Source organism: Paeniglutamicibacter cryotolerans (assembly GCF_014190875.1).
GTDB lineage: Bacteria > Actinomycetota > Actinomycetes > Actinomycetales > Micrococcaceae > Paeniglutamicibacter > Paeniglutamicibacter cryotolerans.
In genome coordinates, this window is record NZ_JACHVS010000002.1 from 214,662 (window position 1) to 228,075 (window position 13,414).

At 65.3% G+C, this 13,414-nt stretch carries 10 protein-coding genes; 7 read left to right on the forward strand and 3 right to left on the reverse strand.

Translation table 11 applies throughout. The features are described from left to right. Window positions 1-59: 59 nt before the first annotated feature. Both E9229_RS14115 and E9229_RS14120 read right to left on the reverse strand, forming a co-directional pair. Window positions 60-728: a potassium channel family protein gene (locus E9229_RS14115; protein ID WP_183512253.1), complete on the reverse strand. Its 669-nt coding sequence runs from the start codon at window positions 726-728 to the stop codon at window positions 60-62. Continuing rightward, on the reverse strand, window positions 725-1,414 hold the full coding sequence (locus tag E9229_RS14120) for a potassium channel family protein (protein ID WP_183512255.1): 690 nt from the start codon (window positions 1,412-1,414) through the stop codon (window positions 725-727). Before E9229_RS14120 ends, E9229_RS14115 begins: the two co-directional genes overlap by 4 nt. A 168-nt stretch (window positions 1,415-1,582) precedes the next feature. Between E9229_RS14120 and E9229_RS14125 the strand changes: the two genes are divergently transcribed. From E9229_RS14125 to acnA, 3 genes are all read left to right on the forward strand, one after another. Then, a complete protein-coding gene (locus E9229_RS14125; RefSeq protein ID WP_183512256.1) occupies window positions 1,583-3,586 on the forward strand; it encodes an APC family permease in 2,004 nt (667 codons plus the stop codon). Beyond that, a complete protein-coding gene (locus E9229_RS14130) occupies window positions 3,583-4,938 on the forward strand; it encodes a class I SAM-dependent RNA methyltransferase (RefSeq protein ID WP_183512257.1) in 1,356 nt (451 codons plus the stop codon). The genes E9229_RS14125 and E9229_RS14130 overlap by 4 nt, the downstream gene beginning before the upstream one ends. A 166-nt stretch (window positions 4,939-5,104) precedes the next feature. Next, complete coding sequence (gene acnA / locus E9229_RS14135; RefSeq protein ID WP_183512258.1) at window positions 5,105-7,810, forward strand: aconitate hydratase AcnA; 2,706 nt, start codon at window positions 5,105-5,107, stop codon at window positions 7,808-7,810. Between the two features lie 177 nt (window positions 7,811-7,987). Here acnA and E9229_RS14140 read toward each other — a convergent pair whose 3' ends face one another. Beyond that, on the reverse strand, window positions 7,988-8,404 hold the full coding sequence (locus E9229_RS14140; protein WP_183512260.1) for an arsenate-mycothiol transferase ArsC: 417 nt from the start codon (window positions 8,402-8,404) through the stop codon (window positions 7,988-7,990). Between the two features lie 329 nt (window positions 8,405-8,733). Between E9229_RS14140 and E9229_RS14145 the strand changes: the two genes are divergently transcribed. From E9229_RS14145 to E9229_RS14160, 4 genes are all read left to right on the forward strand, one after another. Further along, window positions 8,734-9,450 (forward strand): succinate dehydrogenase cytochrome b subunit, encoded by a 717-nt coding sequence (locus E9229_RS14145; protein WP_183512261.1) that lies wholly within the window; start codon window positions 8,734-8,736, stop codon window positions 9,448-9,450. Further along, entirely contained in the window at window positions 9,447-11,390 is a 1,944-nt protein-coding gene (locus E9229_RS14150; protein WP_183512262.1) for a fumarate reductase/succinate dehydrogenase flavoprotein subunit, read from the forward strand. The genes E9229_RS14145 and E9229_RS14150 overlap by 4 nt, the downstream gene beginning before the upstream one ends. Continuing rightward, a complete protein-coding gene (locus E9229_RS14155; protein ID WP_183512263.1) occupies window positions 11,387-12,145 on the forward strand; it encodes a succinate dehydrogenase/fumarate reductase iron-sulfur subunit in 759 nt (252 codons plus the stop codon). The genes E9229_RS14150 and E9229_RS14155 overlap by 4 nt, the downstream gene beginning before the upstream one ends. Window positions 12,146-12,230: 85 nt before the next feature. Beyond that, on the forward strand, window positions 12,231-13,160 hold the full coding sequence (locus tag E9229_RS14160) for an IS982 family transposase (RefSeq protein ID WP_183509723.1): 930 nt from the start codon (window positions 12,231-12,233) through the stop codon (window positions 13,158-13,160). Window positions 13,161-13,414 lie beyond the last annotated feature (254 nt).

Sequence of the window (13,414 nt, forward strand, 5' to 3'; positions counted from 1 at the left end):
GCTTGATGGCGAGGGAAAATGCCGGTTCGGAGCGCAGGGGCCGGAGCGCCGTGAACCGCTCAGGCCTGGTGGTGCGGGCGCAGCACGGTGCGCAGTTCGGCCTCGGCGGCGATGGTCGTGACGAAGAACAGCTCGTCGCCGCCTTCGATGACATCGTCCTGGCTCGGGGTGATGGGGGAGTCGTCGCGCAGGATCGCCACCACCGTGGAATCGACCGGCCAGGCGACGGCGCCGAGCGTGCGCCCGATGAGCGGCGAATCGTGCGGGACGGTGAATTCGACGATCGAGACGACGCCGGACTGCAGCGTCATCAACCGGACCAGATCCCCGATCTCCACGGCCTCCTCGACCAAGGCAGTCATCAGCCGCGGCGTGCTCACCGCCACATCCACGCCCCAGGAATCGTCGAACATCCAGTCGTTTTTCGGGTTGTTCACCCGTCCGACGGTGCGCCCGACGCCGAACTCGGACTTCGAGAGCAGCGAGACGACCAGGTTCACCTTGTCGTCCCCGGTGGCGGACACCACGACATCGACGTCCTGGAGCTTGGCCTCCTTCAGCGTGCTCAGCTCGCAGGCGTCGCCGAAGAGCCAGCGCGCACCCTGAACACCCGAGCGGCCGACTACTTCGGGCTTCTCGTCGATCAGCAGCACGTCGTGGCCGTTATGCAGCAGTTCCTTGGCGATGGAGCAGCCCACCGAACCGGCTCCGGCAATAACTACCTTCATGCTTGTTCCTCGTCCTCGTCGTCGGTGCCCGGACCCTGCGAGAGCACGCGGTCGATCTCCGCCGTGGCCGCAACGGGCATCATGGCGTGCAGGATGTCGCCCTCCTGGAAACGGGTGTCGGCGCGCGGCAGCATGCCCTCGCCGAAGCGGGTCAGATAGGCCACGCGGATCCGCGCCGCGGCCTCGATCTCCTGCAGCGAGGAGCCGTACCAGTCCCGGTTCACCTCGATTTCTCCGAGGATCAGCTTGCCCGACGCGTCGCGGAAGTCGCCGTTGATCGACTGTTCGGGCAGGATCCGGCGCAGCACCTGATCGGCGCTCCAGCGCACCGCGGCGACGGTGGGGATGCCCAGGCGTTGGTAGATCTCAGCCCGTCCCGGGTCATAGATGCGGGCCACCACGTGAGGAACGTGGTAGGTCTCGCGGGCCACGCGGGTTGCGAGGATGTTCGAGTTGTCACCGCTGGAGACGGCCGCGAACGCATAGGCGTTGGCGATGTCCGCCTCTTCGAGGGTGTCGCGGTCGAACCCGATGCCGGTCACCATGGTTCCGGCGAAACCGCGGCGCAGCCTCCGGAACGCACGTTCGTCCTGGTCGATAATGGCGACCGTGTGGCCGGCATCCTCGAGCGTATGGGCCAGGGTCATGCCCACGCGGCCACACCCCATGATGACGAAATGCGCCACGCTTCAGTTCCCGCTTCCTCATCCTTCGGAACGCCCACCGGGCGGACCGCTTTTGTTTCCTGCCCTAGTCTGCCACGGATCAGCCGGCGGGCCGCCGTAGGCAAGCATACGGCCCGGTGCACGGCGGTGCGTATGACAGTACGGCTCCAAAGGCGCTAACTTTGACGGGTGTTGACCTTTCTCGACGCGCTCAAGCGGATTCTGGTGGGCCGTCCCTTCCGGACCGAACGGCTCAAGCAGGCCCCGTTGCGCAAACGCTCGGCCCTGCCCATCTTTTCGGCGAATGCGCTCTCCTCGATCGCCTATGCCCCCGACGAGGTGCTGCTGACCCTGGCCCTGGCCGGAATGGCAGCCATCTCCTTCTCGCCGCAGGTCGGTATCGCGATCATGGCCGTGATGCTGGTCATCATCGCCTCCTACCGCCAGTCGGTAAAGGCCTACCCCTCAGGCCGCGGGGACTACGAGATAGCCTCGGTGAACCTGGGGCCGCGCGCCGGAACCACTGTTGCCGCTGCGCTGCTGGTCGACTTCGTGCTGACGGTAGCCGTTTCGGTCTCCTCCGCCGCCCACTACGTGATTGCCGCGTTCCCGGTCCTGGCCGGCCACGAGCCGCTGATCGCCAGCGTCGGCGTGGTGCTGTTGACGCTGCTCAATCTGCGCGGACGCGGGCGCTCCCGGCTGGGCAACGCGCTGCCCGCCTACCTGTTCATGGGCGCGCTGCTGGCCATGCTCGCCGCAGGCGGGGTCATGGCGGCCATCGGTGCGCTGGGAGCGGCGCCCAGCGCCGGCTTCGAACTGATCCCCGACCCGGCCTACCCGGCCGGGTTGACCGGAATCGCCGGCGTGCTGCTGGTGCTGCGCGCCTTCTCCACCGGTTCGGCGGCGTTGACCGGTGTCGAGGTGCCGATCAGCAACGTGCATACGCTTGCCCCGCCGCGCGCCCGCAACGCCGGAACCATCCTGCTGCTGATCGGGCTGATTGCCGCTGTGCTGACCTTGGGTACGATGTTCCTGGCCCGAGCCACCGGTGTGCACCTGGCCGAGAACCCGGCCACCAGCCTGCGCCTGAACGGCGGCCCGATCCCGACCGGATACGTGCAGAACCCGGTGCTTGGGCAGCTGGCCCATGCCGTGTTCGGCGGCGGCTCGGTCGGCTTCTATCTGATCCTTGCCGTAACGGCCGCCGTGCTGCTGGTCGCGGCACATACCGCCTTCACCTCCTTCCCGAACCTCGCCTCGCATCTGGCCACCGACGGGTACCTGCCCCGCCAGCTGCGCACCCGCGGGGACCGGCTGGGTTTCAGCAACGGCATCATCTCCCTGTCCGTCGCTGCACTGGCACTGGTCTGGATCTTCAACGCGCACGTGGCAACGCTGATCCAGCTCTACGTGGTGGGCGTCTTCGTTTCCTTTACGCTCTCTCAGCTGGGCATGATCAGGCACTGGGGTCGACAGCTGACTGCTGCTCCAGACCGCCGGGTGCGTTCACGCATCCGCCGCTCGCGTTCGCTGAACTTGCTCGGCTTCCTGCTGACGGCGGCGGTGCTGGTCATCGTGCTGGTCACCAAGCTTATCCACGGCGCCTGGCTTGCCGTGCTGGGCATCGCACTGCTGTTCCTGGTGATGGATGCGCTCAAGCGCCACTACGTGGCGGTCGACGCCGAACTCGCAGTGGACCTGGAGGATGCGCCCAAGGCGCTGCCGGCTCGGGTACACGCGTTGATCCTGGTTTCCACGGTGCGCAAGCCGGTGTTGCGGGCGGTTTCCTTCGCCAGGGCTTCGCGTGCCTCGAAGCTCGAGGCGCTCGTGGTCAACGTCGACGACGCACAGACCGAGCAGACACTGGCACAATGGGAGGCATTGGGAATCCCGGTGCCGATCACCGTGCTTGCCTCCCCGTACCGCGAAATCGCGGCCCCGATCATCGACCACATCAAGGCCATCAAGCGCGATACCCCGCGTGACTTGGTGGTTGTCTACATTCCCGAATACGTGGTGGGTCGCTGGTGGGAACAGCTCGTCCACAACCAGACCGCCCTGCGGATCAAGACCCGGTTGCACTTCGAATCCGGAGTCGTGGTCGCATCGGTGCCCTGGCGCCTATCCTCCACTGAAAACAGCAGGTGGCTGCCGTCCGGCGCCCCTCAAAGAAACACAGGAGAACCATCATGACTGCCCTCGAACTCACGGTGCGCATCGGCGCGCCGGCCCATGGCGGACACTGCGTCGCCCGCCACGAGGGACGAGTCATCTTCGTCCGCCATGGCATCCCGGGTGAGCTCGCTAAGATCCGGCTGACCGACTCTGGCGAGGACGCCCGCTTCTGGCGTGGCGACGTCATCGAAGTGCTGGAAGCCGACGCATCACGCCGCCCTCATTTCTGGGCGGCCGCCGACGCGCTGAAGGCCGGCGCCGCCGGCAAAGTGCCCGTGGGTGGTGCCGAATTCGGGCATATGGATCTGGCCAAGCAGCGCGAACTCAAGTCCCTGATCTTCACCGAGCAGCTGGCCCGTCTGGGCGGCATGGATGCAGCGGACGCCGGGTTCACCGGTGTCCGGGGCGTGCCGGGCGAATCTGACAACGGGCTGGCCTGGCGCACCCGGGTCGCCTTCGCCGTTGACGGCTCCGGCCGCCTGTCCATGAACGGATTCCGCTCCAACGACCTGATTCCGGTTACCGAGATGCCGCTGGCGCTCGACTCGATCAACGCGCTGCGCCTGTGGGAGCTGCCGCTGCGCGGCATTTCCCGGGTCGAGGTAGCGGCCCCGGCCGCCGGAGGCGAACTGTTGGTGCTCTTCGTCGAGGACGGAACCCGTCCCGGCGCCGCCGACAAGCCCGCAGCGAAGCTGCCCGCAGGCGTCAGCGCCGCCGCACTGACCCAGTCCCGCGGCACCGCTGCTGACGGGCGCGGAGAGCTGCGCCGGATCCGCGGACGTGCCTGGGTGGCGGAGGAAGCGGCCGGACACACCTTCCGGGTCTCCGGCGAGGGTTTCTGGCAGATCCACCGGCTGGCGCCGCAGGTGCTGACCGATGAGGTCATGGCGATCCTGGACCCGAAGCCCGGCCAGGTGCTGGCCGACCTCTACGCCGGGGCAGGGCTGTTTACCGCCCCGCTGGCGCAGGCCGTGGGGGAGTCGGGCCTCGTGCATTCCATCGAGGGTGCCCCCGGCACCAGCAAGGACGCACGCCGGAACCTGCATCACTTCCCGCAGGCGAAAGTCACCCAGGGCAGGGTCGAAAACGCCCTCGCTGCGCAGCTGCGCGAACACGGGCGCAAGCTGAACGGCGTAGTGCTGGATCCGCCGCGCACCGGTGCCGGCAAGCAGGTAGTGCGTGAGCTCGCACAGGCCGGACCGCAGCGTATCGCCTACGTTTCCTGCGACCCGGCTTCCTTCGCCCGCGACGTCGCTGACCTGCGCCGCAACGGTTATGCGCTGACATCGGTCAAGGTCCTTGACCTGTACCCGAATACTCACCACATGGAATCTGTCGGGGTGTTCGAGCGCCGCTCGACGAGCAGGTGACCCCGTTGGGCGGCAAAGCGTCGCGTCGCGTCTATCCTTTCGCGCTGAAAGGATAGACTGCTTGTAGCTCTGCCGCGAATCACGCATCACCATGCCAGTGAGGTCCGCCTTACTGGCATGAAGTGCGAGCGTGCAATAAAGATAAAGCCTGGCGAGAGGAGTCCCAATGAGCAAAGTGGACAGTTATGGATCCAAAGGCGTACTAGACGTCAAGGGTGCAGAATACGAAATTTTCCGGCTGAACGCAGTAGAAGGCGCGCAAAGCCTTCCGTACAGCCTCAAGGTTCTGTTGGAGAACCTGTTGCGCACCGAAGACGGTGCGAACATCACCGCCGACCACGTCAAGGCCTTGGCCGAGTGGGATCCCAATGCGGAACCAAACACCGAAATCCAGTTCACCCCGGCCCGTGTCATCATGCAGGACTTCACCGGTGTCCCGTGCATCGTTGACCTCGCCACCATGCGCGAGGCAGTCAAGGACCTGGGCGGGGACCCGACCCGGGTCAATCCGTTGGCTCCTGCCGAAATGGTCATTGACCACTCGGTCCAGATCGATGCCTTCGGCAACTCCGGTGCGCTCGAGCGCAACATGGAGATCGAGTACCAGCGCAACGGCGAGCGTTACCAGTTCCTGCGCTGGGGCCAGACCGCGTTCGACGACTTCAAGGTCGTTCCCCCGGGAACCGGCATCGTGCACCAGGTGAACATCGAGTTCCTGGCCCGCACCGTGATGACCCGCGAGGTGGACGGCGTGCTTCGCGCATACCCGGATACCTGCGTCGGCACCGACTCCCACACCACCATGGTCAACGGCATGGGCGTGCTCGGCTGGGGCGTTGGCGGCATCGAGGCCGAGGCAGCTATGCTCGGCCAGCCCGTCTCCATGCTGATTCCGCGCGTTGTCGGCTTCAAGCTCAACGGCTCGATCCCGGCCGGCGCCACCGCCACCGACGTCGTGCTGACCATCACCGAAATGCTGCGCAAACACGGTGTCGTCGGCAAGTTCGTGGAGTTCTACGGCCAGGGCGTTGCCCAGGTGCCGTTGGCAAACCGCGCCACCATCGGCAACATGAGCCCGGAATTCGGTTCCACGGCTGCCATGTTCCCGATCGACGACGTGACCCTTGACTACCTGCGCCTGACCGGCCGCTCGGCCGAAAACGTGGACCTCGTCGAGGCCTACGCCAAGGAGCAGGGCCTGTGGCACGACCCGAGCCGCGAGCTGAAGTTCTCCGAGTTCCTGGAACTGGACCTCTCCACCGTGGTTCCGTCCATCGCCGGCCCGAAGCGTCCGCAGGACCGCATCGAGCTGACTGGTGCCAAAGAGCAGTTCCGCAAGGACATCCTCACCTATGCCGGTGAGGATGCCGACGCCCTGAACATCGGCCGCCCCTCCAAGGCCGTCACGGTGAAGAAGGACGACGGCAGCGCGTTCGACATCGACCACGGTCTGGTGTCGATCGCATCGATCACCTCGTGCACCAACACGTCCAACCCCTCGGTCATGCTTGCCGCAGCACTGCTGGCACGCAAGGCAGTGGAGAAGGGCCTGGCGTCCAAGCCGTGGGTCAAGACCTCGGTCGCCCCCGGCTCGAAGGTAGTCACCGACTACTACGAGAAGTCTGGCCTGCTGCCTTACTTGGAGAAGCTCGGCTTCTACGTCGTGGGTTACGGTTGCGCCACCTGCATCGGCAACTCCGGTCCGCTGGATGCCGAGATCTCGGAGGCCATCCAGGCCCACGACCTCGCAGCCACCGCGGTGCTCTCGGGCAACCGCAACTTCGAAGGCCGGATCAACCCGGACGTGAAGATGAACTACCTGGCTTCCCCGCCGCTGGTCATCGCCTACGCCTTGGCCGGAACCATGGACTTCGATTTCGAGACCGATGCGCTGGGCCAGGACGAAGCCGGCAACGACATCTTCCTGAAGGACATCTGGCCGACCCCGGCCGAGGTCCAGGCAACCATCGACTCGTCGATCGACGAGACCATGTTCGCCAAGGGCTACGAGGGCGTTTTCGACGGCGATGCCCGTTGGAAGGCCCTGGACACCCCGGCAGGCAACACGTTCGAATGGGCCGAGGATTCGACCTACGTTCGTAAGCCCCCGTACTTCGAGGGCATGAAGGCCACCCCGGATCCGGTTTCGGATATCGCCGGTGCCCGCGTGCTGCTGAAGCTGGGCGATTCGGTCACCACCGACCACATCTCCCCGGCCGGCTCCTTCAAGTCCGAAACCCCGGCCGGCAAGTACCTGCTGGCCAACGGAGTGGACCGCAAGGACTTCAACTCCTACGGCTCGCGCCGTGGCAACCACGAGGTCATGATTCGCGGCACCTTCGCGAACATCCGCATCAAGAACCAGCTCCTGGACGGCGTCGAGGGTGGCTTCACCCGCGACTTCAGCGTCGAGGGCGCACCGCAGGCCTACGTCTACGATGCGGCGCAGAACTACGCAGCAGCCGACACCCCGCTGGTTGTCCTGGGTGGCAAGGAATACGGTTCGGGCTCCTCGCGTGACTGGGCAGCCAAGGGCACGGCGCTGCTGGGCGTCAAGGCCGTCATCACCGAGTCGTTCGAGCGCATCCACCGCTCGAACCTCATCGGCATGGGCGTCCTGCCGCTGCAGTTCCCGGTCGGCGAAAACGCCGAGACCCTGGGCCTGACCGGCACCGAGACCTTCGCAGTCGAGGGAGTGACCGAACTCAACAACGGCACCACGCCCAAGACCCTGAAGGTCACCGCCGTGGCAGAAGACGGCAAGAGCGTCTCCTTCGATGCCGTTCTGCGCATCGATACCCCGGGTGAAGCCGATTACTACCGTAACGGCGGCATCCTGCAATACGTACTACGTCAGATCACGGCCAGCTAATAGCCGAGCTCGACCCCGCTGGGGCGTGTTGACCGGGAAACCGGGCAACACGCCCCAGCTGTTTTTACCGACGAACCCGATCACGCAGGGGCAGAGGGCTGGCGCCCGGGGGAACACCGCCGAGGGCTGGGTGGTCCTCGCCTCGAGCAACAACCTCCGGATACGGTGTGCGCAGATCTATTCTGCGTGCAGCTCGGCCTCCAACGTGCGGACCCTGGCGTGCAGATCGTCCCGCAGCGCCACCATCCGGGCATGCTCTTCCAAATGGGCATAGGCGGCCTCCTCGGGAACCCACCGCTCCATCCGTAACCCTTCGATGGGTTCGACACGGGCATTGGATCCCACGATGACCACCCGGTCCGCGTCCAGCAGCCTTTCGCGCGTCAGCGCGGTGGGGACCTGCGACCGGATGTCGGCCCCGATATCCTGCAGCACGTCGGCCGCCAGCGCATTGATCTGCCGGGCCGGGTCCACCCCGGCGGAGGTGATGTCAAAGGCAGCTCCGGTTTCCAGCTTGAGCAGGGCCGCGGCCATCTGGGACTTGCCCCCGTTGCTGGAACAGACAAACAGGATACGGGTCTTCTTCTGGGACATCGTGTCGGATCCTTTGCTGTTGGGGGCGGAAACGGTTGCCGCTCTGCTACCCATCATCTTATGGACCGGTGGCACCCGGTGCAGCCGGAACGGCGGGCAGGCGCCCTGCAGGTCCTGGTCCAGTAGCGGCAGGCTCGATTGGCGGTCGGCCGCAAAGATCTTCGCCGGGACCTTGTCGCAGCACGGTCCACGACGTAGGTTGGTGGGCAACGGTCCCGATGGCACTCCCTGTGAAGGACGAGGTTCCCCTTGGATAACTGCAGCGCATCCCGCCCCCTCCTTCCACCTGACCGCTGCGTGATGCGGCACCCCGGGATCGGAAACCAGCGATGATGTCCATCTCACCGACACGGACGCGCGCCACGGCATCGTCCTCCGCGTTGCATGCCCTGATGGCCGTGGGTGGGCTGATCATGGTGCTCTTCCTCCTGGCACACATGTACGGCAACCTGAAGGTCTTTGCCGGACAGGAAGCCTTCGACGGCTATTCCGCCTACTTGCGCACGGTGTTGGAACCACTGCTGCCCTATGGCGGGGCGTTGTGGATCCTGCGCGTGATCCTGCTGCTCAGCGTCGGGACCCACATCTGGGCCGCCTTCGTCCTGTGGCACCGATCCCGGGCGGCTACCGGGGGACGCGGCGGATACAGGTATCAGAGCAACGCCCACCGGCGCGGGGTACAACGCAGCTATTCGTCCTTCACCATGCGTTGGGGCGGACTGACCATCGCCTTGTTCGTGGTTTATCACCTGTTGCATCTGACGGTCAACGTGATATCTCCTGGTGGCGCCTCGGAAAGCCCTTATCTGAGGATGGTGAACGGCTTTTCCATCTGGTGGGTCGTGCTCTCCTACGCCGTGGCGCTCGTCGCGCTGTGCCTGCACCTGCGCCACGGGATCTTCAGTGCGCTCGCCTCGCTCGGGGCCGCCACCTCAGAGGTCCGCCGCCGCCGATTCAACCAGCTTGCGGTCCTGATCAGCGCGATACTGCTGCTCGGATTCCTCGTTCCGCCGCTGTGCATCCTGGTCGGATGGGTGGGACCATGAGCGAGTACTACGCCCAGGGCGACGCGCTGTTCGACGCCAAGGATCCCGGCGGACCGATCGAGGAACGCTGGGACAAGCGCCGCTTCGAGGCCAAACTGATCAGCCCGGCCAACCGACGCAAGCGATCGGTCATCGTCATCGGCACCGGCTTGGCCGGGGGATCGGCAGCGGCGACCCTAGGGGAGGCCGGTTACCGGATCAAGGTCTTTTGCTATCAGGACAGCGCGCGACGTGCCCACAGCATTGCGGCGCAGGGCGGGATCAATGCGGCCAAGGACTACCGCAACGACGGGGACAGCATCCGCCGCCTGTTCTACGACACCGTCAAGGGAGGGGATTACCGCTCGAGGGAATCCAACGTGTACCGACTCGCGCAGGCCAGTGTGTCCATCATCGACCAGGCAGTCGCCCAGGGGGTCCCGTTCGCCCGGGAATACGGGGGACTGCTCGACACCAGATCCTTCGGCGGCGTGCAGGTCTCGCGGACGTTCTATGCCCGCGGGCAAACCGGGCAGCAGCTATTGCTCGGTGCCTACCAGGCGCTTGAACGCCAGGTCGCGGCCGGCACGGTCGAGGTCAATACCCGCCACGAAATGCTCGAGTTGATCGTCGTCGACGGGAAGGCCCGCGGCGTGGTGGTGCGCGACATGGTGACCGGAGCCTTCGAAACGCACCTGGCCGACGCCGTGGTGCTGGCTACCGGAGGCTACGGAAACGCGTACTACCTCTCCACCAACGCCATGGGCTGCAATGTCAGTGCGACCTGGCGGGCCCACCGCAAGGGCGCCTACTTCGCCAACCCCTGCTATACGCAAATCCACCCGACCTGCATCCCGGTCAGCGGCGACCATCAGTCCAAGCTCACCTTGATGAGCGAGTCCCTGCGCAACGACGGGCGGATCTGGGTCCCGGTAGCGGCTGGGGACACCCGAGATCCGGCACAGATCCCGGAGGCCGAACGCGACTACTACCTCGAACGCGCCTATCCGGCCTTCGGCAACCTGGTGCCCCGCGACGTGGCTTCCCGTGCAGCCAAGCAGCAATGCGATGCCGGGCGTGGCGTGGGTCCCACCGGGCTGGGGGTGTACCTGGATTTTGGTGATGCCATCGAACGACTGGGACGGGCCGAGATCGAGGAGAAGTACGGAAACCTGTTCGACATGTACGCGAAGATCACCGACGAGGACCCGTACACCACACCGATGCGCATCTTCCCGGCGATCCACTACACGATGGGTGGGCTATGGGTCGATTACGACCTGCAAAGCACGATCCCCGGGCTCTTCGTCATCGGAGAGGCCAACTTCTCGGACCACGGGGCCAACCGGCTCGGGGCCAGCGCGCTGATGCAGGGGCTGGCCGACGGTTACTTCGTGTTGCCCGGCACCATCGGGGACTATCTGGCCTCGAACCAGATGCCCGCCGGTGTCGATGACACCCACCCTGCCGTGCTGGAGGCGTTGGCCAGCGTGAGGGAACGCACCCGGCGGCTGCTTCAGATCAACGGGAACCGCACCGTGGATTCATTCCACCGCGAGTTGGGTTCGATCCTGTGGGAATACTGCGGCATGGAACGCAATGCCGAGGGACTGACGGTGGCCATCGGACTGATCCGCAAGCTGCGCGAATCCTTCTGGAGTCATGCGAAGGTCACCGGAATCAACGAGGAGTTGAACCAGTCGCTGGAACGGGCCGGCCGGGTGGCCGACTTCTTCGAGCTGGCGGAGCTGATGTGCATCGATGCCTTGCACCGCGGCGAATCCTGTGGCGCCCACTTCCGCACCGAAAGCCAGACAGCGGAGGGCGAGGCGTTGCGCCGGGACCAGGAGTATTCCCACGTCGCGGCCTGGGAATTCGCCGGGGAAGGAATGCCCCCGCTGTTGCACCGCGAACAGCTGGACTTCGAATACATCAAGGTTCAGCAAAGGAGCTACAAATGAACATCACGCTGCGCATTTGGCGCCAGGCCGACGCGGAGGCAGCCGGGGCCATGACCACCTACGAGGTCCACGGGATATCGGGTGACATGTCGTTCCTGGAAATGCTGGATGTGCTCAACGAAGAACTCGCGCTCGCCGGTGGGGATCCGGTGGCCTTTGACCACGACTGCCGTGAAGGGATCTGTGGGACGTGTTCGCTGGTGATCAATGGGATCGCCCACGGGCCCGAAGCACTGACGACCACCTGCCAGTTGTACATGCGCCATTTCAAGGACGGGCAGGTCATCGACATCGAACCCTGGCGGGCCACCGCCTTCCCGGTGCTCAGGGACTTGATCGTGGACCGCAGCGCCTTGGACCGGATCATCGCCGCCGGGGGATACATCAGCGCTCCCACCGGTGCGGCCCCCGAGGCCCACTCGGTGCCGGTGCCCAAGAAGAATGCCGAAAGGGCCTTCGATGCGGCGGCCTGCATCGGCTGCGGCGCGTGCGTGGCGGCTTGCCCCAACGGATCGGCCTCGTTGTTCCTCGGTGCGAAGATCACCCACCTGGGTTCGCTGCCCCAAGGCCAGCCCGAACGTGATTCCCGCGTCTTGGCGATGGTGGAGCAACACGATGCCGAAGGCTTCGGAGGGTGCAGCCAAATCGGGGAATGCACCGCAGTCTGTCCGGCCGGGATCCCGCTGGACATGATTTCCCAACTGAACCACGACGTGCTGGCCGCACTACCCCGCAACAAGGGCCATGGACACTAGATGATTGATTCCAAGGGGTGACAGCGCGGGCAAGGGTGTCCAGAATCGAGATGTAATACCCAACATTCGAACCTGGAGAGTTCCGATGGCTCCCGATCTGGACACCCTTGCAACAGCACTGTACGCCTGCGCGGACGACTTTCTGAAGGCCAATCCGCACCTGCTCCCGTGGCGTCCGGCCATCGGCTTCGGGCCCCGGATCAGCGACGCCGAACTGGTCACCATCGCGGTCCTCCAGGCCCTGCTCGGCTTCACCTCCGAACGCCGCTGGCTCCGCCAATCCCATAACGACCTGCGCCGATGGTTCCCGGACCTGCCCCAACAACCCGGATACAACAAACGGCTGCGGAAGCTGGGCGGGACCCTGCAGGCTCTCAACGAACACCTGGCCCACACCACCGGGCTCTGGTCCGATGAGCTGTGGCTCGCCGATTCCACCCCTGTGGAATGCGGGCGCTCCCACACCACGGCCCACCGCTCCGAACTGGCCGGCTGGGCCGAATACGGGTACTGCGCCTCGCATTCACGGTGGTTCTGGGGGCTGCGCCTGCACCTGCTGTGCACCCCGACCGGACTGCCGGTCGGCTACGCGCTGACCGGGGCGAAGGCCGATGAGCGTGAGACCCTGCTGGGCATCCTGGAAAACCTGCCCACCCCGGTGGAGCCGGGACAGATCATCATCGCGGACAAGAACTACTACGGGAAGGCCTTCGAGCAGGACCTCTCCGAGGCCGGGATCACCCTGGTCCGTCCGACCCGTCAAGGTGAGAAACCCCGTCCCGGAAAGAGTCTGCTCAAGCCACTGCGTCAGGTCATCGAGTCAATCAACGACACCCTCAAGGGCCAGCTGGACCTGGAGGCCCATGGCGGGAGGACCATCGCCGGGGTCACCGTGCGGGTCCTGCAACGCATCCTCGCGCTGACCGTGGCCATCTGGCACAACCTGAACACCGGTTCCCATCCACTGCGGTCGCTGACCGCCTATGACCATGAACCCTTGGAATCAATCATCTAGGCTGCCCGGTGTCCTGCGCCCTGGGTATCGCGGGTAGGCAAGGCCTGCTGATTCAACACCAAGGCACCGATGCGGGCTCATGCATCGCGTCGATCGGATCGGAGCCGGTCATGGGCAGAAGATGGAGCCGGTGCCCGAAGCGCGGGTTTCCCGGCGTGGGAGATGGTGGCCTGGAACCGGGAAAAGCGTGCTAAATCGTTGACCGGGCATCCTCGGCGGTACGATTAACTGATTATTGCCGCTTCGAAAGGACT

Excerpts from the sequence above, each read along its gene's own strand:
- E9229_RS14115 (WP_183512253.1), bottom strand. The coding sequence starts at position 728 with ATGAAGGTAGTTATTGCCGGAGCCGGTTCGGTGGGCTGCTCCATCGCC.
- E9229_RS14130 (WP_183512257.1), top strand. The coding sequence starts at position 3,583 with ATGACTGCCCTCGAACTCACGGTGCGCATCGGCGCGCCGGCCCATGGC.
- acnA (WP_183512258.1), top strand. The coding sequence starts at position 5,105 with ATGAGCAAAGTGGACAGTTATGGATCCAAAGGCGTACTAGACGTCAAG.
- E9229_RS14140 (WP_183512260.1), bottom strand. The coding sequence starts at position 8,404 with ATGTCCCAGAAGAAGACCCGTATCCTGTTTGTCTGTTCCAGCAACGGG.
- E9229_RS14145 (WP_183512261.1), top strand. The coding sequence starts at position 8,734 with ATGATGTCCATCTCACCGACACGGACGCGCGCCACGGCATCGTCCTCC.
- E9229_RS14150 (WP_183512262.1), top strand. The coding sequence starts at position 9,447 with ATGAGCGAGTACTACGCCCAGGGCGACGCGCTGTTCGACGCCAAGGAT.
- E9229_RS14155 (WP_183512263.1), top strand. The coding sequence starts at position 11,387 with ATGAACATCACGCTGCGCATTTGGCGCCAGGCCGACGCGGAGGCAGCC.
- E9229_RS14160 (WP_183509723.1), top strand. The coding sequence starts at position 12,231 with ATGGCTCCCGATCTGGACACCCTTGCAACAGCACTGTACGCCTGCGCG.